Here is an 18,975-nt window from a genome sequence, read left to right on the forward strand (position 1 = left end):
AGCTAGCGGTTGCCCTCAGGCCCTGGTTGCGAGGCCGGCGGCGCATCGGGCGGGGGGTTGTCCTCGACGCCCGGGGTGGGGTCGTAGCGCAGCACCGGGCTGAGGTAGGCCAGGGCGACGCCCGCCGCGAGCAAGGCTGCGTTGGCCGCGAACGGCGCCCACTCGACCATCTCGTACAGCGCTACCCCGACGACCGGCGGCACCAGGAAACTGAGCCCCGCCAGCGACATCATCAGCCCGGCGATGGCCCCCTGCTCGTGCGGCCCCACCGCGATCGAGGCGCCCGCAGTGAAGCCCGGCCGGGCGAAACCGACCCCCATCGACACCACGGCATAGCCAACGACGACCCCGAAATAGGCCGGGGCCGCGATCGTCAGCAGGTTGCCAAGCAGGGCCAGGATCGCCCCCCAGCGCATCAGCTGGAGCGGCTGCATCTTGAGCAGGGGGATCAGTCCCCATTGCACCATCAGGGTCGCCAGGGCGCCCGCGAACATGGCCAGGCCGATGAAGGGCTGGGCCTGGCGCGCCTCCATTCCGGTAGCCGCGAACTCGTCGATGATGTGGAAACCCAGGACCGAGATGTTGACCGCCTGGGCCCCCGTGATGAACAGGCCGAACAGCAGGAAGTCGCGCACACGCGGGTCGCGCCACAGGCCCCTGGCGGCGGCGGCGCGTCGTCCGCTGGGCGAGGGGGTGCGGATCACCTCGCCGCTCGGGAGCTTGAACCAGACGACCAGCAGCACGACCACGCCGACGAGTGCATAGACGTACATCGGTCCCGCCAGCCCCACGAGCGGCAGGATGAAGAAGGGCGACAGCACCGGCCCTATCACCGTGCCCAGGCCCTGGGCCGAGGCCAGCAGGGACATGGCCTGGGTTCGTTGCTCCGGGGTGGTGCGGTCGGCGACATAGGCCTGGGAGGCGATGGGAGATGCGGAGCCGAACACGCCGTAGATGGTCCGGGCCGTCGCCATCAGGATGAAGGCGACGCCGGCGCCCAGCCAGCCCTCGATGCCGGAGGTCGCCGCCAGACCGAAGCCGGTCATCGAGACGACGAAGCCTGTCAGGCCGATCAGGATGACCTTCTTGCGCCCGATACTGTCCGACCAGCGCGCCCAGAACGGCGAGGTCAACGTCCACATCAGGGCCGAGATGGCGAAGGCGCCGGCGACCAGGGTGTCGGCCAGATGGAACTCGCGCCCGATCGCCGGGAGCACCGACTGCAGCCCCATGTTCCCCGCCGTCGCGATCAGGCTGACGGCGAACAGGATCATGAAGGCGGGAGAGCGGGGGGACATGGAGTCTTGTCTGGATCCGTGTTCGGAGGAGGGGGCCGCGACTCTGAAAATAGAGTCTACGGAGTCGACAAAGTCTACATCGAAGGCGGGCGGCGGGACGGCCGTTCGAAAAGTCGGGAAAGTGTCGCACGGTTTTCAGAGGCGCCTGAAATAAACCTGTAAATTTCGTCGCGATGCTGAAATCGTTGAGAGATTCCGGGCGTGCGTTGATGGGTGTCGTGTGGAAGGTCGGCGATCCCGTCCGAATGCCGCGAGACATCGGGCGACGAATTCGCCACCGTGCAGGGGAACGGGAGACGGGTATGGCCACCCTCCACATCGAGCGGATCATCGAGGCGTCGGCGGACTTCGTCTGGGATCGGCTGCGCGATTTCGGGGCGCTGCACGCCCGGGTCGCGCCGGGTTTCATCCTGGACACGGTGGTCGATGGGGACATCCGCACCGTTACCTTCAACGGAGGCCTGGTCATGCGCGAGCGGCTGATCGCCATCGACGACGACCATCGCCGCATTGTCTATTCGATCCTCGCTGATCTGTTCGAACACCACAGCGCCTCGAATACCATCGTGCCTGAAGGCGAGGACCGATGCCGGTTCGTCTGGGTCGTCGATTTCCTCCCGGAAGGACCGGGCGAGCGGATCGAGGCGATGATGAACGCCGGCGCCGATGCGATCAAAGCCGCGATGGAGAAGGTGGTCGCGTGATCCCTCTCCCAGAGGGAGAGGGCTTGAGCGTCCAGGAGCGCAGCGATTGGAAACGCGAAAGGGTGAGGGGCTGGCGCTAACCGGTGGGGGCAACCCCTCACCCTTTCGGCTAAGAACGCATCGCTACGCTCTGCGAGCCTCAAGCCCTCTCCCGCCGGGAGAGGGGGGTCTAGACGACGGTCAACGTCGGCTTCAGCCGTCGCCCGTCGTCGAGCCCCAGCCGCGCCTTGACCTGGAACAGGTCGGCGCCGACCGGGACGATCAGCAGGGCCTTGGGGTTCGCCGCGTTGATGGCGACGACCGCATTCTTCGGACAGACGTCGAAACAGGCCGTCTCGATCACGGCCAGCTCCGCCTTGCGCCCCTTGCCGTCGCCGGGCTTCAGATACTTCTTCAGCGCCTTCTTCAGGCTCTTGTCGCCGTGCGGGCCGAAGCCGCCATCGAGCCTCTTCTGGCATTTCTTGCAGACCAGGACGACGTCGCGCCATTTCGTCTTCGAGGTCTTGATGGTCATGACCTGATGTCGGTCAACGAGCGGCGTGACGCAAGGCGCTTGCGTCCGCGGACGCGACACCGTCATCATCCCGCACCTTCCCGGGAGCTTTCATGATCCGTATCGCCGCGCACTCCGTTTTCTGGGCCGCCGCCCTCACCCTCGTCGCGGCTCCCGCCTTCGCCCAGACCGTGCCCGCCGCCGACATCGCGACGGCGGCGCAAGGGATCGAGGCGGATGTCATCGCCTGGCGCCGCGACCTCCATGCCCATCCGGAACTCGGCCTGGCCGAGACGCGCACGGCTGCCTTCGTCGCCGGGCATCTGCGCGAAATGGGCATCGAGGTGCGCGAGGGCGTGGGACGCACCGGCGTCATCGGCGTCCTGCGCGGGACCGGATCCGGGCTGCAGCACGTCGTCGCCCTGCGCGCCGACATGGACGCCCTGCCGGTGCTGGAAGCGACGGGTCTTCCGTTCGCCTCGACTGCGACGGGGACCTATCAGGGCCAGACTGTGCCGGTGGCCCACGCCTGCGGTCATGACGCCCACATCGCCATGCTGCTGGGCGCCGCGCGCGTGCTGAGCGAGATGAAAGACCGGTTCGCGGGGACCGTCGTCTTCATCTTCCAGCCGGCGGAGGAGGGGGTTCCTCCGGGAGAGCCGCTGGGCGGCGCCCGGCTGATGATCCAGGACGGAGCTCTTGAGAACCCGAAGGTCGAGGCCATCTTCGGCCTGCATGTCGTGCCGGGCCGGGCGGGGACGGTCTTCTATCGACCGCAGGGCTTTATGGCCGCGTCGGACCGGATCGACATCACCCTGCACGGGCGCCAGACGCACGGCGCCTGGCCGTGGCGCGGCGTCGACGTCATCGCCGTGGCGGGACAGGTGATCCAGACGGTGAACACCCTGACGGCCCGGACCATCGATCCGACGACCACGCCGACCGTCTTCACCATCGCCACGATCCAGGCGGGCGTCCGCTACAACATCATTCCCGACGAGGCGGTGATGTCGGGCACGCTGCGCACCTTCGACGTGGCCCAGCGCGACGATCTGGTGAAGCGGGCCGAGGCTGCCATCGACCACGTCGCCGAAGCCTATGGCGCGACCGCCGACTTCTCGATCCGCCAGAACGCCGCCCTGGTGTTCAACAATGAAGACCTGTCCGCCTGGCTGGCCCCGGTCCTGACCGAGGCTGCGGGCGAGGGCAACGTCAACCCGGCGGCGCCGCCGACGACGGTGGCGGAGGACTTCTCCTACTTCCAGAATGAGGTCCCGGGGGTCTTCTACCACCTTGGCGGGACCGCCGACGGCGTCGATCCGGCGACGGCCGCGCCGAACCACTCGCCCCGGTTCGACGTCAACGAGGATGTGCTGGTGCTCGGTGTGAAGACCCATGCCCTCTCGGCCCTGCGCTTTCTGGAGCGGGAATAGGTCAACGGCGGGTTCGCCACGTTTGTGCACGATCGCTCAAGAACCCGGGCGCACCCTGCGAAGGTTACGCCCGGAGAGCGACCATGAGGATCCTGAACTTCCATCTTCCCGCCATCGAGCCGATGTCTCGACACCAGCTCTGGCGAGAGACCGGCTTCTTCCTCGCCTCCTTTCTCGCGACGATGGGTGGAGCGGTGGTGATGATGAATCACGCAGCGGCGGTCCTCGCCTGAAGCTTGACCTGCGGCGCAGGGGCGGCGAGGGGAGGCCAATGACCTCCTCCGACACCGAACTGGAACGCTTCAAGGCCGCGCGCGACACGGCGATCCATCGCCTGAACCTGATCCAGCAGGGCGCGCAGATCCTCTATGAGGACGGCACGCCCGTGGATATGGCGTCGGAAAAGGCGCGACTTGAGGCTTTGGTCGCCGACATGGACCGCCGTATCGCCCGATTGGCGCTGATGGCTGCGACGCCGACCGGGCCGCTGAACTAGCCGGCCAGAACCGCCTTGATGACCCTGCGATAGGTCGCGGTCAGGGCATCGAGCTCGGCGACCGGAACCCGCTCGTCGACCTGATGCATGGTCTGCCCGACGAGGCCCAGCTCAAGGACCGGACACAGGACGCGGATGAAACGGGCGTCCGACGTGCCGCCCGTGGTGGAGGCTTCCGGGCGCACGCCGGTCGAGGCCTCCACCGCGTCCTGCACCGCCGTCACGAACGGGCCGTGCGGCGTCAGAAAGGCGTCGCCGGAGCACATGTGGTCCAGGGTGATCTGCAGGCCGGTCTCGGCCTGGATACGCCCCGCCTCGCGGTTCAGCCAGTCGATCAGGCCGTCGCCGGTCTGGGCCGGGTTGAAGCGGATATTGAGCCGCGCGCGGGCCTCCGCCGGGATGACGTTCGTCGCCGGATTGGCGATGTCGATGGTGGTGAACTCCAGGTTTGACGGCTGGAAGGCTTCGTAGCCCGTGTCGAGCACATGGGCGTCGAGCGCGGCCAGCAGGCGCACCAGCACGGGGGCCGGATTGGCGGCCCGGGCGGGATAGGCGACGTGGCCCTGTTTGCCGTGGACGGTGATCCAGGTGTTCAGCGAGCCGCGCCGGCCGATCTTGATCATGTCGCCGAGCTGCTGCTGCGACGACGGTTCGCCGACGACGCAGGCGTCGATGACCTCGCCCTCGGCCATCAGGGTCTCGACCACCCGTTTGGTGCCGTGCAGCGCGGGGCCCTCTTCGTCGCCGGTGATGAGGAAGGAGAGGGAGCCTGCCGGTTCGCCCTCGGCCAGGACCTGCGACACGGCGGCGACCCAGGCGGCGATACCGCCCTTCATGTCCACGGCCCCCCGGCCATAGAGGATGCCATCCCTGACCTCGGCCTCGAACGGGCCGGACGACCAGGCGGCGGCCTCGCCGGTCGGGACGACGTCGGTGTGGCCGGCGAAGCAGAGGTTGGGCGAGGCGGTCCCGCGCCGGGCGTAGAGGTTCTCGATCCGCGCCTCCCTGCCCTCGCCGCCCGGCCCCTCGAAGGCCATGCGGCGGCAGGTGAAGCCGAGGTCGGTGAGGACGCGCTGAAGGGTGTCCATGGCGCCCGCGTCAGCGGGTGTGACGGACGGCCTGCGGATCAGGTCACGGGTCAGTTCGACAGGATCGATGACAGGAGTTGATGCTGCGCCCATGCGGCTATGCTTTAGGGAGATCGCGTCCAGCCGGAAAGGGGACCGCCATGCCGAAGATCGACCTCGATGCCGCACCGACCGGTCACGGGACCGCCTATCCGGAGGAGCACGCCGAACACTGCAAGCCGCGCCGTCGCTGGAAGCTGGGTGACGCGGCCGGGCTGGATCAGTTCGGGGTCAACATGCTGCGGCTTCCGGCCGGGGCGTGGTCGTCGCAGCGCCACTGGCATGTGACCGAGGACGAGTTCGTCTGGGTCCTGTCCGGCGAGGTGGTCCTGATCGAGGAGGACGGCGAGACGGTGCTGAGGGCCGGCGACTGTGCGGGCTTCAAGGCGGGCGTGCCGAACGGCCACAAGATCGAGAACCGATCGGGCGCCGAGGCGGTTCTGCTGGAAGTCGGGACGCGCACCCCCGGCGGCGACGGGGCCGACTATCCCGACATCGACATGGTCCTGCCCCTGGGGGGGGACCGTTATTTCCACCGAGACGGAACGCCGTACCCGAAACATGACCGACGCACCTGAGGCGCCCGAGCCGATCACCAAGCCCAACGCCGAAGCCGCGCTGGCCGCCCACGGGACCAATCCCTGGGCCATCAACGATTTCCGTTTGATCTGGCTGGGCCGGCTCGCGGCGGTGCTGGCGATCCAGATCCAGTCCTCGGCCCTGTTGTGGCAGGTCTATGAGATCGCGCGCCGCGACCATCCGATCGAACAGGCCAGCCTCTATCTCGGCCTCGTCGGGCTGGCGCAGTTCATCCCCTTGCTGCTGTTGACCCTGCCGGCCGGGGAGATGGCGGATCGGCGCGATCGGAGGGGCACGGTGATCCTGGCGATCCTGGCCGAGGGGACCTGCGCCCTGTCGTTCATGGCCATGGCGATTCACGGCAATCCGCCGCTGTGGGGACTTCTGGCCGTGGCCGTCGGGTTCGGGGCGTCGCGGGCTTTCCTTGCCCCGGCGAGCCAGGCCTATCTGCCGATGGTGGTCGGGCGCGCCGCCCTGCCGCGCGCCATCGCGGCCCAGTCGATCGCCTTCCAGACCGGGGCCATCGCCGGCCCGGCACTGGGTGGCGTCATCGTCGGCGTGAACGTGCCGCTGGCCTATGCGGTGTCGCTGGCCATGTTTGCCGTGGGCCTGATCTGTTTCCTGATCATCAAGACGAGCGGCAAGCCGACGCAGGTCGAGGCCGCGGGCGATCGCTGGGAGGCGGTGAAGGACGGGCTGAAATATGTCTGGAGCACGAAGATCGTGCTGGGCGCGATCTCGCTCGACCTGATCGTGGTGCTGTTCGCCGGCGTGGCCCTGCTGACGCCGATCTTCGCCAGGGACATCCTGCATGTCGGGCCGGAAGGGTTCGGCCTGCTGCGCGCCTCGTTCGGGGTCGGAGCCTTCATGATGGCCCTGATCCTGGCCCGCTATCCGATCCCCGGTCGGGGCGGGATGCTGATGTTCGCCTCGGTCGCCGTGTTCGGGATCTGCACCATTGTCTTCGGCCTCTCGAAGGTTGTCTGGATCTCGGCGGCGGCCCTGTTTATCGGCGGAGCCGCCGACATGATCAGCGTCAACATCCGCCAGACCCTGATCCAGCTGTCGACGCCGGATCACATGCGCGGGCGGGTGTCGTCGGTGTCGATGCTGTTCATCGGCGCGTCGAACGAACTGGGCGAGGCCTACTCCGGGGTGATGGTACGGTTCCTCGGGCCGATCGGGGCTGCCGTGTTCGGCGGGGTCGGGGCGCTGGCGGCGACGGGCGTGTGGGCGAAACTGTTCCCCAGTCTGAGGAAGGCCGACAAGCTGGTGTGAATCCTCCCCCATCGGGGGAGGGGGACCGCGAAGCGGTGGAGGGGGCAACCTCAGACGCCGGAGGTGGGGCGAGCCCCCTCCACCGCTTCGCGAAGGCGCGCCGCGCCACCTCCCCCAACGAGGGAGGATCTAGCCCCACGCCCGGAAATGCTTCGACAGCTTCAGCCCCTGCCGCTGGTAGTGGCTGCCGCCCTCGCCGTAGAGGCGTGAGGGGCGTTCGGTCAGCGGTTCATAGACCAGTCGGGCGACGATCTGGCCGTGTTCCAGCAGGAACGGCGTATCGTGGGTGCGGACCTCCAGCACCCCTTTCGATCCGGCGCCGTGGGCCTCGTCGGTGCCGAAGCCGGGGTCGAAGAAGCCGGCGTAGTGGACGCGGAACTCGCCGACGCTGGGGTCGATCGGTGTCATCTCGGCGGCCTGCATGACCGGGATTTCGACCGCTTCGTTCGAGGCCAGGATGTAGAACTCGCCCGGGTCCAGCAGCAGTTCGCCGCGACGGAGCGTCAGCGGTTCCCAGAAATCCTTCGGGTCGTGGCCGTCGATCTTGTCGAGATCGACGACGCCGGCGTGCCGACGGCCGCGGAAGCCGACGATGTCGCCGGTCTGGAGGTCGACGCCGACGCTGCGGGTCTCCAGCTTCGGCGGCTCCCCGGCCTTCAGGCGTAGCTGGTTCAGCCGGGTGCCGGGGCGCACCAGGATGGAGAAGGTCTGGGGCGCGATCTCCAGATACAGCGGTCCCTCATAGCCCTCGTCCACATCGTCGAACGCGCCGCCACGATCCGTGAGCAGGCGCACGAAGACATCGACACGGCCGGTCGAGGACTTCGGATTGGCGCGCGCGATCAGGCCCTTGGGAAGGTTCAGCTGCTCCTGAAGTTCGGCGATATAGACGCAGCCCTTTTCCAGAACGACGCCGTTGGTCATGTCGATCGGGTGCATCTCGACGTCGGCGATCCGCTCGGACACCAGTCGGCGGCCCGGCAGGAAGGACGCGCGCACGCGCCAGGCGCGGTCGGACAGGCGCAGGTCGAGACTGGCCGGCTGGACCTGGTCGGCGTCCCAGGGCGTGGCCGATCTGATTGCTCCGGCGGCGATCAGGGCCTCGATGGACTGGGCCGGCAGGATGCCCGGCGTGGGGAATTCAAGAGTCATGGAGAACGGCATACACAGGGATTGCCGCCAGAAATAGCGGGTTGGGCGACCACGCTTGCCACGATCCCGGCTCCGGGCGACGATGGGTCATGCATGAGACCGCACCCTATGTGGCTGAAACCCAAGGCGTCATCGTGCGCGTTCGGCCCAGCTATCTGGCCGGCCAGTCCGATCCGGACGAGCGTCGCTGGGTCTGGGCCTACCAGGTAGAGATCGAAAACCACGGCCCCGAGGCAGTACAACTGATGGCGCGCCGCTGGGTCATCACTGACGCCACGGGTCATGTCGAGACGGTGCGCGGACCGGGGGTGGTCGGCGAACAGCCCTTGATCGCGCCGGGCGACAGCTATTCCTATGCGTCCGGATGCCCGCTCCCGACGCCGTCGGGATCGATGGAGGGGGCCTATATGATGACCGACGCCACCGGCCGGTCGTTCGAGGCCGTCATCCCCGCCTTCAGCCTGGACGTGCCGGGCGGCCGGGTTTTGAACTGACCCGGCCGGGCGAGGGGGGCGTGTCAAACGGGCTCAAGCAGCGAGACGCCGCGCGTCGAGCGGTAGCCTACAAAGAGAGAGGTGGGGGGCTGCGTCAACCCGGATAACCGCAGCCCCGCCCCGGTCTCGCCAGGGACCTGGCGAGGCGGATGTGTCCCCGTTTTCGCGGGGATGACAATCGACGGGTCTCTGCGGAGATGACACTCCGCGCTCAAGCCGTGAGCGACCGCGTCGCGAGCGATAGCGCCCTTAGCTAGATGTAGCGACGCAGGCTGCGAGCCAGCTCTTCCTTGCCGCCGCGCTTCATCTGCGGCTGGTAGGCGACACGGGCGTGTTCCTGACAGTAGACGCCTTCCGAGGCGCGACGGCCGCAGAAGCTGAACTCGGTCGAGGACGGGTCCCCGATCGGCCATTTGCACATGTGGGCGCCCAGGGTCATCACCGTGGCGGTGCCGGGCATTTCGGCGACGGCCGGCAAGCTGGGGGTCGTCACGACCGGGCGCGGCACGGCCTGTGCGGCCTCGATACGCCGAGGTGCCGACGGCTGGGCCGGGGGCGTGGTGCGCGTACGGGCCGGGCGGAAGGCGGTGGCGGTGCGCGCCGGCTGCGACGGGGTCGCGCGACCCGACAGGCCGAGGCGGTGGACCTTGCCGATGACGGCGTTGCGGGTAACGCCGCCGCCCAGCTGTTTGGCGATCTGCGAGGCGGATTGCCCCTCGAGCCACAGCTTCTTCAGCGCGCCGACGCGATCTTCGGTCCAGCCTGCGGTCATGCCACCCTCCGGGGTACAGTTTTGATTCAACATTTGGCGCCTGGAGCCCCTCCCGGGTCCCGTCAGCCACAACTAATCGTAAACGAGACCTTAACAGACGCAAGATGTGCGAATCAGTCGTCCACAGAAACTACATCTTGAATCGGTGTTCGCTGAGCCAGCCCAAGCGCCGCGATACGGAACAGGCGCGGGCGGGCCGGGTTGAGGCTCTATGTCCAATACGCCTCTCGTCGACCCGCCGATCACGCGTAAGCCTTTGACTCCATTGGCGGGCGATGGCTGCGTGAGGGTCGTCGATCCGCCGGAGATCGCCATCACCATGACGCCCGACGCTGCCGAGATATCGGGCCTGCGCCTCATCGCCGAGGCGGACGAGGCGCGGCGCAGGGCTAACCCCCTCGCCTGAGCCCTTGCGTGTCGTGTCACGCGGCCGCATCTGACGGACCATGACCGATCTCGCCTCCACCCGCCCCTCCGGCCTGCCGACCCCGCGCCACTACGCCGGGGTCAACTGGATCGGAGTGCAGACCCTGTACCTGCGCGAGGTCCGGCGCTTCTGGAAGGTCGGAGCCCAGACGGTCGCCGCCCCGGTGGTGACGACCCTGCTCTATATGCTGGTCTTCGTCGTGGCGCTGAAGGGCGCGCGGCCGCCGCTGCACGGCACCCCCTTCGCCGAGTTCGTGGCTCCGGGCCTGATCATGATGGCGATCCTGAACAACGCCTTCGCCAACGCCTCTTCAAGCCTCATCCAGGCCAAGATCATGGGCACCTCGACCGACTTCCTCACGCCCCCGCTGAGCCCGCTGGAGCTGACGATCGGCTTCTCGCTCGGCGCCGCGACCCGGGGCATCGTGGTCGGCCTGGTTACGGCGATCTGCGTCATGCCGTTCGCCAAACTGGGCGTGACCCATATTGCGGCCATCCTGTATTTCAGCCTGATCGCGTCCCTGCTGATGGGGATGGTCGGCGTCCTCGCCGGTCTGTGGTCCGAGAAGTTCGACCAGTTATCAGCGGTCCAGAATTTCGTCGTCCTGCCGATGACCTTCCTGTCGGGCGCCTTCTATCTGGTCGAGAACCTGCCGCAGCCGTTCGCCGCCATCAGCCTCTGGAACCCGTTCTTCTATCTGATCGACGGCTTCCGCTACGGCTTCATCGGCCACGCGGAGGGCAACCTTCTGGTTGGCGTCGGGATGTCGGGCGTCTTGACCGTCGTCATGGCCGGAGCCTGCTGGATGGTGTTCAGGTCCGGCTGGCGGCTGAAGAGCTGACGACGGGCCGTCATCCGCAAAGAGTGCTGGCCGTGCTCCGTGACTGGGCGCGTCGGCTCAAGCGCGACGTGGTGGCGATCTATCTGGCCGGACGGGATCCCAGGGTGGCCTGGCCCACCAAGCTCCTGGCCCTGGCCGTGAGCGCCTATGCGCTGTCACCCATCGACCTCATCCCCGACTTCATTCCGGTGATCGGGATGGTTGACGACCTGATCCTGGTTCCACTGGGCCTGCTCGCCGTCATCCGTCTCCTGCCCGCCGCGATTCTGGAGGAGCACCGGGCGAGAGCAGTCGAGATGCTGGATCGCCCGACCAGTCGTGTCGCTGGCGCGCTTATCCTGGCGATATGGGTTCTCGCAGTCGTGGCCTGTGGCCTTTGGTTCTATCGCCTGCAATGGGATCGACATGGCTGACGGGGGCCGGTGTTGACTAACCCCCGCCCCCGTCCGACAACGCCAGACTGCTGAAAGTCCCGTCGCACCCGCGCCGGGGCTTCGTTTCTTCTGGAGGTCTGTCCGTGTCCGGTCATTTGATGGGTGTCTACAATCGCGCGCCGCTGGAAGTGGATCGCGGGCGAGGCGCGCGTCTGTGGGCCACGGACGGGACCGAGTATCTGGACTGCGTTCAGGGCATCTCGACCAACGGCCTGGGTCACGCTCACCCGGTTCTGGTCGAGGCTGTGAAGGCCCAGGCCGAGAAGCTCTGGCACGTCTCCAACATCTTCAAGATCCCGGGTCAGGAAGAACTGGCCGACGCCCTGACTGAGGCCAGTTTCGCCGACGTCGTCTTCTTCACCAATTCCGGCACCGAAGCGGTCGAGTGCGCGCTGAAGACGGCGCGCAAATACCACGGCGCCAACGGCCAGCCCGAGCGGATCGATATCTACGGCTTCGACGGCGCCTTCCACGGCCGGACCTACGGGGCCATCAATGCTGCAGCCAACCCCAGCTACACCGAGGGCTTCGGGCCCAAGATGCAGGGCTTCCACCAGCTGAAGTGGGGCGATCACGAGGCGCTCAAGGCCGCGATCGCCGAACCCAACACCGCCGCGATCATCGTCGAGCCGGTGCAGGGCGAGGGCGGGTGCCGGGCCATGCCCGACGTCTGCCTGCGCGGCCTGCGTGAGCTGTGCGACCAGCACGGCGTCCTGATCATCTTCGACGAGGTCCAGTGCGGCATGGGCCGTTCCGGCAAGCTGTGGGCCCATGAATGGGCCGGTATGGCTCCCGACATCATGGCCGTGGCCAAGGCGCTGGGCGGCGGCTTCCCGATCGGGGCCTGCCTGGCGACGACGGAAGCGGCCAAGGGCATGACGGTCGGGGCCCACGGCTCGACGTTCGGCGGCAATCCGCTGGCCATGGCGGTGGGCCTGGCGGCCTTCAACGCCATCAACTCCGACGAGATCCTGGGCAACGTCAACGAGATCGCCGGCTATCTGAAGCAGCAACTGCACGGGCTGAAGGAACGCTTCCCCGACGTGATCGAGGACGTGCGCGGCAAGGGGTTGCTGATCGGGCTCAAGCTGATCCCTAACAATCGCGAGTTCATGGGCTGGGCGCGCGACGAGCAGCACCTGCTGATCGCCGGCGGCGGCGACAACTGCGTGCGCATGCTGCCGCCCCTGAACCTGACGCTGGACGAGGCCCGCGAGGCTGTCGAACGGCTGGAGCGTACCTGCGAAGGCGCGCGGACCAAGATCAAGGCGGCAGCCTGACCTCACTCCGATCATCCCCGCGAAGGCGGGGACCCAGACCTTTGGGCGATCGGACTTTCACATCGGGCGTGAGCGTCATCCCAGACGCCGTGCCTCACAAAAGGACTGGGTCCCCGCCTTCGCGGGGATGCACGGGGTTTTAGAGATGGTCAGACATTTCCTCGACATCCACCGGCTGGAAGCGCCCGAGCTGCGTGCCATCCTCGACGACGCCCATGCCCGCAAGGCCGCCCGCAAGGGCAGGCCCCAGGGCTGGGTCGATGCCGATGCCCCGGCGAAGGATCGCGTCCTGGCGATGATCTTCGAGAAGAACTCGACCCGCACCCGCTTCAGTTTCGACGCCGCCATCCGCCAACTGGGCGGAGACGCCATCATCGCCAATGCCGGCGACATGCAGCTGGGGCGCGGCGAGCCGGTCGAAGACACCGCGCGGGTCCTTTCGCGCATGGTCGACGCAGTGATGATCCGCGCCAACAGCCACGAGGACGTCGAGAGGTTCGCCCGGGTCGCCACCGTGCCCGTCGTCAACGGCCTGACCGACCGCTCGCACCCGTGCCAGATTCTGGCCGACATCATGACCATCGAGGAACAGCGCGGCCCGATCGAGGGCAAGACGCTGGCCTGGATCGGCGACGGCAACAACGTCTGCCACAGCTTCATGCACGCGGCGCCGAAGCTGGGCTTCCACCTGAACGTCGCCTGCCCGGCCGAGTATCACCCCGACCTGCACGACATGGCCAAGGGCGGCTCTGCTGTCAGTCTGACCTCGGACCCACGCGATGCGGTCAAGGGCGCAGACGTTGTCATCACGGACACCTGGGTGTCGATGGGTGACAGCGACTACGAGGCCCGCCTGCATGCGTTCGAGAGTTACACGGTCGACGAGGCCCTGATGGACCTGGCCGATCCGGACGCGGTCTTCCTGCACTGCCTGCCCGCGCACCGGGGCGAGGAGGTCACCGACGCGGTGATCGACGGACCGCGCTCGCTTGTCTGGGACGAGGCAGAAAACCGCATCCACGCCCAGAAGGCCGTGCTGGCCTGGTGTTTCGCGGGCTGACCCGATTGCCGGCATCAAAAGGGGCGCCGTCGCGAAACGGCGCCCCTGATCTTTGCCTGATCGAACCTACTGCAGGTTCACATCAGCGACCCCGCCGGCGTCCGGCGTCGTCTTCGTCAGATTGGCCTTGGCGATCTCGAAGGCGAACCTGACCAGACCGCCCTTGTTGACCCAGACGCGGCCGTCATCGGCGTCGAAGCGCAGGATGGTCAGGTGGCGATCCTCCTTGCCGTCCGGATACCAGGCGGCCAGCACCGGGTTCCAGTAGCGGTCGACGATCTCGCGGTCATTGCCCTGGACCGACAGCTCGCCATGGATGCAGGCCCAGGTGTTCTGGTCCTTTGAGCCATAGTGGAACATGGCGCTCTGGCCGCCGCCGACCCCGGCGTCCTTCGCCAGATCGGTGTCGTCGCGGGTGAAGAACCAGATCGTGCCGGTCTCGGCCTCGCGGAAGGCGGTCATCGGCTGGGCGTGATACCCGGGCTGGTCGAGGCCGAGCAGGCCGGTGTTGGAGTCCTTGAGGGACTTCCAGAACTCTTTTTCGGCTTCGGCGGAGGTGAGTGTATCGGCCATGTCGGGCTCCTGCGGTTTGCGTTCGGTGGGATAACCGCCGGACCGCGCGCCTGTTCCGCCTCAGGTCCGGGGCGTGACGCCCATCAGCGTTCCGATGTGGATCATCAGCAGGAAGGCCAGCGCTCCGGCCAGCAGCATGATGAACCGCCAGGGCACCATGCGCGGCTTCAGGAAGTCGCTCGGTCGCGCGCCCCGCCATCCGGCGAAACCGGCCACGAGCAGGGCGCCAGCCAGCAGCGAGAGCGTCAGGGTCATCGACATGGGCGCGATGTGGCGGCAAGTCCCCGGATGCGCAAGCGAACCCTTACCGGGATCTTAATCTTCACCGCTCATTAACCACGTCGGCGCGATGAAATGAGTTGCGGCGGAGCCTATCCACAGGTGATTGGCCAACCGTCAAGATGTTGGGGTTAACCACACGTTTACACCCCGGATATGGGCGATTAGCGTGAGTCCTATGGGTCGGGAGCCGAATCAGTGAGCGCAGCCGCTGCGCCTTGGAGCGTAAAGGGGATCGACCCGAAAGCGCGCGAGGTGGCCAAGGATCTGGCGCGCCGTTCGGGCATGACGCTGGGCGAGTGGCTCAACACCATGATCATGGACGACGAGGACGACGGCGTTCAGCCGTTACCGCGCCGTCCGCACGCCGCCGAGACGTTCGATCGTCGCGGCCGGTCCCGCCGCCTCGACGACGCCTATGAGCCCGAAAGTCGCAGCTACGGCCGCGACGACGAGACCCTGCAGCGCGTCGCCGCCTCGGTCGACGCCATCGCCGCCCGTCTGGAAGCCGCCGAGCGTCGCTCCACCATCGCCATCCAGGGGGTGGACCAGGCCGTGTCCGGCCTCGTGCGTCGCATGGAGGCGCAGGACCAGCAGGCGGGCCAGTATGGCCGCCGCATCGACGACATCTCTGACGAACTGAAGGAGGGCCACAAGCGCCTTCGCCGGTTCGAACAGGACGTCGGCCCCCAGACCGTCGAGACCATTGGTAAGGTCGAACAGGCCATTGGCGGGCTCGCGGGTCGTCTGTATGACATCGAGGAGCGTCAGCGCTCGGGCCTGAACGAGGTGCGTCAGCGTCTCGACGGTGTCGAGAAGGCCGATGTCTGGGGCAAGACCGACACGGCCGTCGCCGCCCTGACCAGCCGTCTCTACGATCTTGAAGAGCGCAACCGCGCCCACGGCCAGACCCTGCTTCAACGTCTGGAGGCCGTCGAGAAGGTCGCCGGTCCGGGCGCCGGTTCGGATATGCTGGCGCGCGTGGGTCAGCGCCTCGATGCGGCGCAGAGCCAGACGACCGAGGCCCTGCGCAATCTGGAGCGCTCCTTTGCCGGCCTCGACCAGCGGCTGCGCGCCGCCGAGACCCGTGTCGAGCCCGAAGGCATCCGCGAGGCCGCCCGGTTCGAGAAACTGGCCGAGACGCTCTCCCGCCAGGTCGATGCCAACCGCACCGAGATGATGCGCCGGCTGGAGACCGCCGAGAGCGAGGGCCGCATGGCCCGCATCGAGGCGACCATAGCCTCGCTTGGCGAACAGGCGCGTTCGGCCGAGCAGCGCTCCGCCCAGGGCATCGACGCCATGGGCCGCGAGGTCCTGCGCATCGCCCAGAACCTGGACACTCGCGTCGACCGCATCGAGACCGTCGGCGACGCGCGTCTGGAGAAGTTCGAGACAGAGCTGAACAAGCGGGTCTCCGACAAGATCGAGCGGGACATGGGCCGCTACGGCCAGGCGATCGAGCATCGCCTGACCCGCGCCGATGACCAGCACGCCATCGCCCTGGAAAAGCTGGGCGTCGAGATCACCCGCATCTCCGACCGCCTCGCCGACCGTATCGCCCAATCGGAACGCAAGTCCGCCCAGGCACTGGAAGACATCGGCCGTCGCATGGGCGAGGGCGCCGAACGCATCGAGCAGCGCTATGATCGCGCCTCCGGCGAACTGGCCGAGCGCATGCGCCTGTCCGAAGACCGTACGGCGAAGCTGCTGGCAGACGCGCGCGAAACCCTGGACCAGCGTCTGGCCGAAACCGCCGCGCCGATGCCTGCGCCGGTGTTTGACCCGACCCCGCAGCCCTTGCCGCCCGCAGCTGAGTTCGCCCAGCCCGACTGGCGCTCCGCCGCCTTCCCGGCCGAGGACTTCGCTTCTGCTGATGACGGCTGGTCGATTGATTCCCTCTCGGCCGATATCGAACCCTTCCCGGAGGCCCCCTCCGAGACCGCGCTCGCGCCCGAACCTGTTGTCGCCGCCCTGGGGGCCGAAGACAGCTTTGACGCCCTGCCGCGACGCTTCGAGCCGGTTGCGTCCGAGTCGACCCCGTTCGGTTCGGCGGTCCAGCCCTTCGGCGGTTTCGGCGGCGCCGACGTCAGCGACGCACTGGACGCCATCGCAGAGATAACGCCCCAGTCTACGGATCAGGCCGTGCCGCCGGCTGCCTTTGCCGGAGTGGTCGCCGAGGCCTTCCCTTCGGCCCGCACCTTCGATGGCGGCGATGATGACTTCGCGGCCGAGACCGAGTTCGTCGATGCCCGTCGCCTGCGCGCCGGTCTGGGCGGCGGCGCCGCGGCCGGCCGCGCCGCCTCGACCCGCGACACCATCTCGGCTGCCCGCGCCGCCATGAACACGCCGGTCGCCGCCGAACCCGCCCCCCGGGCCAGCTTTGGACTGGGCGGCCTGAAGAAGGGCGGCAAGTCTCGTCTGCAAGAGCGGTTGGACAAGCAGGCCTCGCGCGACGGCACGGTCAAGAAGGCCTTCCTGGCCTCGGTCACCGGCGTGGCCGTCGTCTGCGGCCTCTACGCCACCGGTCGCCTGACCGGCTATGAGATCATGGATGTCGGCCAACTGCTGGGTCAGTCGAGCGGCGAGGCCGAGGCGACCCCGATCGCCGCCCTGGCGCTCAGTCCGGCCGATGCGCCCCTGGACGCCGCGCCCGCCGATGCGACCGAGGCCCAGAACCTGTTCGCCCAGGCGACGGAACAGCTGGACCGCAACGATCCGGCCGGGGTCGAGACCCTGACCCGCGCCGCCAACCTGGGCGAGCCCCAGGCCCAGCTGAAGCTGGCCGGTCTGTATCAATCGGGCGAGAACGGTGTCGCCGCCGACCTCGAGGAAAGCCGCCTTTGGGCCCGACGCGCGGCCGAGGGTGGCGACGCACGCGGCATGCACGCGTTCGGCATGTATCTGTTCGACGGCGTCGGCGGCGCCCGCAACCGGGCCGAGGCGCTGGACTGGCTCAGGAGGGCTGCGGACCAGGGTCTGGTCGACAGCCAGTACAATGTCGCCCGCATCTATGAGAACGGCGACGAGGGCATCGCCCCCAATCCGACCCAGGCCTATCGCTGGTACCTGATCGCGGCCCGCGCAGGCGATCCCCAGGCCCAGGCCGCTGTCGATCGGCTGGCCCCGACCATTCCGGCGGCGGCGCGACAGACCGCCCGCGCCCAGGCCGAGGCCTTCGCCCTGGAACCGCTCGCCTGACCGTTTAACAGGGTGGTCCCCGAAACGCCGTCCGACTAAGACACCTTCGCTCGCCTTCCGGCGCTTAAGCTTATCCGTTCCAGCCGAAGGCCCGCCCTTTGGAGATCTATCTGCCGATCGCCGAGGTTTCGGTGAACTGGCCGCTCCTGGTTCTGCTGGGCGCGCTGGTCGGATTCGTGTCTGGCCTGTTCGGCATCGGCGGCGGTTTCCTGTTGGCGCCGGCGCTGGTCTTCCTCGGCATCCCCCCGACCGTTGCCGTCGCCAGCCAGGCCAGCCACGTCGTGGCCTCCTCAACCTCCGGCGTGATCCGCTACACCGGCCAGGGCGCGGTCGACTTCAAGATGGGGGGCATTATGGCCGCCGGCGGCGCCGTCGGCGCCATCGGCGGGGTCGAACTGTTCCGTTATCTCCGTCTGCTCGGCCAGGCGGATTTGGTCGTGGCGCTGTCCTACCTCATTTTCCTCGGCGCCATCGGCCTGCTGATGCTGCAGGAAAGCCTGACTGAAATTCTCCGCCGTCACCGCGGCGAGATCGCCCCGCACAAGGAGCGCCGTCGTCCGTTGTGGCTCTATGGCCTGCCGTGGAAGGTGCGCTTCCCCAAATCTGGCCTCTATATCAGCGCCATTCCGCCGTTCGGCCTCGGCGTCTTCGCCGGCGTGCTGTCGGCCATCATGGGGGTCGGCGGCGGCTTCATCCTGGTCCCCGCCATGCTGTATGCGCTGCGCATGCGGGCCGGCGTGGTCGTCGGAACCAGCCTGTTCCAGATCATCATCACGACCGCGATCACCACCATCCTTCAGGCCGGCCGCAACCAGACGGTCGACATCGTCTTGTCCAGCCTCCTGCTCGTCGGCGGGGTGGTCGGCGCCCAGCTGGGCGCGCGTTACGCGGGCCGGTTCCGGGCCGATGTGCTGCGTGCGGCGCTGGGTCTGCTGATCCTGTTCGTCGGCATCCAGATGGGGCTGGACCTGTTCGTCCGGCCGTCCGACATCTTCCTTCTGGCGCCCGGGGTGTCGGACGGATGATCCAGACGCCATCCCCGCCGCCGCCCTCGATC

General features: G+C 67.8%; 21 protein-coding genes. 14 read left to right on the top strand and 7 right to left on the bottom strand.

Features of this window, described 5'->3' with window-relative positions; genetic code table 11:
- Positions 1-2: 2 nt before the first annotated feature.
- Positions 3-1,298 carry an MFS transporter gene (locus ACP7AZ_RS08925; RefSeq protein WP_426038142.1) on the bottom strand — a complete coding sequence of 432 codons (1,296 nt, stop codon included), beginning with the start codon at positions 1,296-1,298 and terminating at the stop codon, positions 3-5.
- Positions 1,299-1,600: 302 nt separating this feature from the next.
- Here ACP7AZ_RS08925 and ACP7AZ_RS08930 point away from each other — a divergent pair, with 302 nt between their 5' ends.
- Positions 1,601-2,002, top strand: coding sequence for an SRPBCC family protein (locus ACP7AZ_RS08930; protein WP_426038144.1), 402 nt, complete (start codon positions 1,601-1,603; stop codon positions 2,000-2,002).
- A 169-nt stretch (positions 2,003-2,171) separates the two neighbouring features.
- On the opposite strand, the gene ACP7AZ_RS08935 is transcribed toward ACP7AZ_RS08930, so the two are convergent.
- Entirely contained in the window at positions 2,172-2,516 is a 345-nt protein-coding gene (locus tag ACP7AZ_RS08935; RefSeq protein WP_426038146.1) for a hypothetical protein, read from the bottom strand.
- A 92-nt stretch (positions 2,517-2,608) separates the two neighbouring features.
- On the opposite strand from ACP7AZ_RS08935, the gene ACP7AZ_RS08940 reads away from it, so the two are divergent.
- The 3 genes from ACP7AZ_RS08940 (at position 2,609) to ACP7AZ_RS08950 (ending at position 4,424) form a co-directional block, all read left to right on the top strand.
- Positions 2,609-3,928 carry an amidohydrolase gene (locus ACP7AZ_RS08940; protein WP_426038148.1) on the top strand — a complete coding sequence of 440 codons (1,320 nt, stop codon included), beginning with the start codon at positions 2,609-2,611 and terminating at the stop codon, positions 3,926-3,928.
- Between the two features lie 83 nt (positions 3,929-4,011).
- Entirely contained in the window at positions 4,012-4,161 is a 150-nt protein-coding gene (locus ACP7AZ_RS08945) for a hypothetical protein (RefSeq protein WP_426038150.1), read from the top strand.
- Positions 4,162-4,199: 38 nt separating this feature from the next.
- Complete coding sequence (locus ACP7AZ_RS08950; protein ID WP_425991901.1) at positions 4,200-4,424, top strand: hypothetical protein; 225 nt, start codon at positions 4,200-4,202, stop codon at positions 4,422-4,424.
- On the opposite strand, the gene dapE is transcribed toward ACP7AZ_RS08950, so the two are convergent.
- Entirely contained in the window at positions 4,421-5,605 is a 1,185-nt protein-coding gene (gene dapE / locus ACP7AZ_RS08955) for a succinyl-diaminopimelate desuccinylase (protein WP_426038152.1), read from the bottom strand. The genes ACP7AZ_RS08950 and dapE overlap by 4 nt on opposite strands.
- A 47-nt stretch (positions 5,606-5,652) precedes the next feature.
- Here dapE and ACP7AZ_RS08960 point away from each other — a divergent pair, with 47 nt between their 5' ends.
- Entirely contained in the window at positions 5,653-6,129 is a 477-nt protein-coding gene (locus tag ACP7AZ_RS08960; protein ID WP_426038155.1) for a cupin domain-containing protein, read from the top strand.
- The gene (locus tag ACP7AZ_RS08965; RefSeq protein WP_426038157.1) at positions 6,113-7,408 is read left to right on the top strand and encodes an MFS transporter; all 1,296 of its coding nucleotides are present in this window, start codon (positions 6,113-6,115) and stop codon (positions 7,406-7,408) included. The genes ACP7AZ_RS08960 and ACP7AZ_RS08965 overlap by 17 nt, the downstream gene beginning before the upstream one ends.
- Before the next feature lie 129 nt (positions 7,409-7,537).
- Here ACP7AZ_RS08965 and ACP7AZ_RS08970 read toward each other — a convergent pair whose 3' ends face one another.
- Positions 7,538-8,560: a 2'-deoxycytidine 5'-triphosphate deaminase gene (locus tag ACP7AZ_RS08970; RefSeq protein ID WP_426038159.1), complete on the bottom strand. Its 1,023-nt coding sequence runs from the start codon at positions 8,558-8,560 to the stop codon at positions 7,538-7,540.
- Positions 8,561-8,649: 89 nt separating this feature from the next.
- Here ACP7AZ_RS08970 and apaG point away from each other — a divergent pair, with 89 nt between their 5' ends.
- Positions 8,650-9,054, top strand: a complete 405-nt coding sequence (gene apaG / locus ACP7AZ_RS08975; RefSeq protein ID WP_426038161.1) for a Co2+/Mg2+ efflux protein ApaG — start codon at positions 8,650-8,652, stop codon at positions 9,052-9,054.
- 253 nt (positions 9,055-9,307) lie between these two features.
- Here the strand turns inward: apaG and ACP7AZ_RS08980 are convergent, their stop codons facing one another.
- Positions 9,308-9,826 (bottom strand): GcrA family cell cycle regulator, encoded by a 519-nt coding sequence (locus ACP7AZ_RS08980; RefSeq protein WP_303696410.1) that lies wholly within the window; start codon positions 9,824-9,826, stop codon positions 9,308-9,310.
- A gap of 211 nt (positions 9,827-10,037) precedes the next feature.
- On the opposite strand from ACP7AZ_RS08980, the gene ACP7AZ_RS08985 reads away from it, so the two are divergent.
- The 5 genes from ACP7AZ_RS08985 (at position 10,038) to argF (ending at position 13,868) form a co-directional block, all read left to right on the top strand.
- Positions 10,038-10,232 carry a hypothetical protein gene (locus ACP7AZ_RS08985; protein ID WP_426038163.1) on the top strand — a complete coding sequence of 65 codons (195 nt, stop codon included), beginning with the start codon at positions 10,038-10,040 and terminating at the stop codon, positions 10,230-10,232.
- 40 nt (positions 10,233-10,272) lie between these two features.
- The gene (locus ACP7AZ_RS08990; protein ID WP_426038165.1) at positions 10,273-11,094 is read left to right on the top strand and encodes an ABC transporter permease; all 822 of its coding nucleotides are present in this window, start codon (positions 10,273-10,275) and stop codon (positions 11,092-11,094) included.
- A 32-nt stretch (positions 11,095-11,126) separates the two neighbouring features.
- Complete coding sequence (locus ACP7AZ_RS08995; protein WP_426038167.1) at positions 11,127-11,507, top strand: YkvA family protein; 381 nt, start codon at positions 11,127-11,129, stop codon at positions 11,505-11,507.
- Between the two features lie 119 nt (positions 11,508-11,626).
- Entirely contained in the window at positions 11,627-12,808 is a 1,182-nt protein-coding gene (locus tag ACP7AZ_RS09000; protein WP_426038473.1) for an aspartate aminotransferase family protein, read from the top strand.
- Between the two features lie 145 nt (positions 12,809-12,953).
- The gene (gene argF, locus ACP7AZ_RS09005) at positions 12,954-13,868 is read left to right on the top strand and encodes an ornithine carbamoyltransferase (protein ID WP_426038169.1); all 915 of its coding nucleotides are present in this window, start codon (positions 12,954-12,956) and stop codon (positions 13,866-13,868) included.
- A gap of 66 nt (positions 13,869-13,934) precedes the next feature.
- On the opposite strand, the gene ACP7AZ_RS09010 is transcribed toward argF, so the two are convergent.
- Positions 13,935-14,441, bottom strand: a complete 507-nt coding sequence (locus tag ACP7AZ_RS09010; RefSeq protein ID WP_426038171.1) for a pyridoxamine 5'-phosphate oxidase family protein — start codon at positions 14,439-14,441, stop codon at positions 13,935-13,937.
- A gap of 60 nt (positions 14,442-14,501) precedes the next feature.
- Positions 14,502-14,696, bottom strand: a complete 195-nt coding sequence (locus ACP7AZ_RS09015; protein ID WP_426038173.1) for a hypothetical protein — start codon at positions 14,694-14,696, stop codon at positions 14,502-14,504.
- Between the two features lie 222 nt (positions 14,697-14,918).
- On the opposite strand from ACP7AZ_RS09015, the gene ACP7AZ_RS09020 reads away from it, so the two are divergent.
- Together ACP7AZ_RS09020 and ACP7AZ_RS09025 are read left to right on the top strand one after the other, a co-directional pair.
- Positions 14,919-17,918: an SEL1-like repeat protein gene (locus tag ACP7AZ_RS09020; RefSeq protein ID WP_426038175.1), complete on the top strand. Its 3,000-nt coding sequence runs from the start codon at positions 14,919-14,921 to the stop codon at positions 17,916-17,918.
- Positions 17,919-18,016: 98 nt separating this feature from the next.
- Positions 18,017-18,943, top strand: a complete 927-nt coding sequence (locus ACP7AZ_RS09025; protein ID WP_426038177.1) for a sulfite exporter TauE/SafE family protein — start codon at positions 18,017-18,019, stop codon at positions 18,941-18,943.
- Positions 18,944-18,975: the final 32 nt, after the last annotated feature.

The sequence above is a fragment of the Brevundimonas sp. DC300-4 genome, from assembly GCF_049897365.1.
Lineage (GTDB): Bacteria > Pseudomonadota > Alphaproteobacteria > Caulobacterales > Caulobacteraceae > Brevundimonas.

What these genes read in the sequence shown, in the direction of transcription:
- ACP7AZ_RS08940 (WP_426038148.1), top strand. Translation starts at nt 2,609, where the DNA reads ATGATCCGTATCGCCGCGCACTCCGTTTTCTGGGCCGCCGCCCTCACC.
- ACP7AZ_RS08960 (WP_426038155.1), top strand. Translation starts at nt 5,653, where the DNA reads ATGCCGAAGATCGACCTCGATGCCGCACCGACCGGTCACGGGACCGCC.
- ACP7AZ_RS09010 (WP_426038171.1), bottom strand. Translation starts at nt 14,441, where the DNA reads ATGGCCGATACACTCACCTCCGCCGAAGCCGAAAAAGAGTTCTGGAAG.
- ACP7AZ_RS08970 (WP_426038159.1), bottom strand. Translation starts at nt 8,560, where the DNA reads ATGACTCTTGAATTCCCCACGCCGGGCATCCTGCCGGCCCAGTCCATC.
- ACP7AZ_RS09015 (WP_426038173.1), bottom strand. Translation starts at nt 14,696, where the DNA reads ATGACCCTGACGCTCTCGCTGCTGGCTGGCGCCCTGCTCGTGGCCGGT.
- dapE (WP_426038152.1), bottom strand. Translation starts at nt 5,605, where the DNA reads ATGGGCGCAGCATCAACTCCTGTCATCGATCCTGTCGAACTGACCCGT.
- ACP7AZ_RS08925 (WP_426038142.1), bottom strand. Translation starts at nt 1,298, where the DNA reads ATGTCCCCCCGCTCTCCCGCCTTCATGATCCTGTTCGCCGTCAGCCTG.
- ACP7AZ_RS09000 (WP_426038473.1), top strand. Translation starts at nt 11,627, where the DNA reads ATGGGTGTCTACAATCGCGCGCCGCTGGAAGTGGATCGCGGGCGAGGC.
- apaG (WP_426038161.1), top strand. Translation starts at nt 8,650, where the DNA reads ATGCATGAGACCGCACCCTATGTGGCTGAAACCCAAGGCGTCATCGTG.
- ACP7AZ_RS08985 (WP_426038163.1), top strand. Translation starts at nt 10,038, where the DNA reads ATGTCCAATACGCCTCTCGTCGACCCGCCGATCACGCGTAAGCCTTTG.
- ACP7AZ_RS08965 (WP_426038157.1), top strand. Translation starts at nt 6,113, where the DNA reads ATGACCGACGCACCTGAGGCGCCCGAGCCGATCACCAAGCCCAACGCC.
- ACP7AZ_RS08935 (WP_426038146.1), bottom strand. Translation starts at nt 2,516, where the DNA reads ATGACCATCAAGACCTCGAAGACGAAATGGCGCGACGTCGTCCTGGTC.
- ACP7AZ_RS08990 (WP_426038165.1), top strand. Translation starts at nt 10,273, where the DNA reads ATGACCGATCTCGCCTCCACCCGCCCCTCCGGCCTGCCGACCCCGCGC.
- ACP7AZ_RS08950 (WP_425991901.1), top strand. Translation starts at nt 4,200, where the DNA reads ATGACCTCCTCCGACACCGAACTGGAACGCTTCAAGGCCGCGCGCGAC.
- ACP7AZ_RS08930 (WP_426038144.1), top strand. Translation starts at nt 1,601, where the DNA reads ATGGCCACCCTCCACATCGAGCGGATCATCGAGGCGTCGGCGGACTTC.
- ACP7AZ_RS08945 (WP_426038150.1), top strand. Translation starts at nt 4,012, where the DNA reads ATGAGGATCCTGAACTTCCATCTTCCCGCCATCGAGCCGATGTCTCGA.
- ACP7AZ_RS08980 (WP_303696410.1), bottom strand. Translation starts at nt 9,826, where the DNA reads ATGACCGCAGGCTGGACCGAAGATCGCGTCGGCGCGCTGAAGAAGCTG.
- argF (WP_426038169.1), top strand. Translation starts at nt 12,954, where the DNA reads ATGGTCAGACATTTCCTCGACATCCACCGGCTGGAAGCGCCCGAGCTG.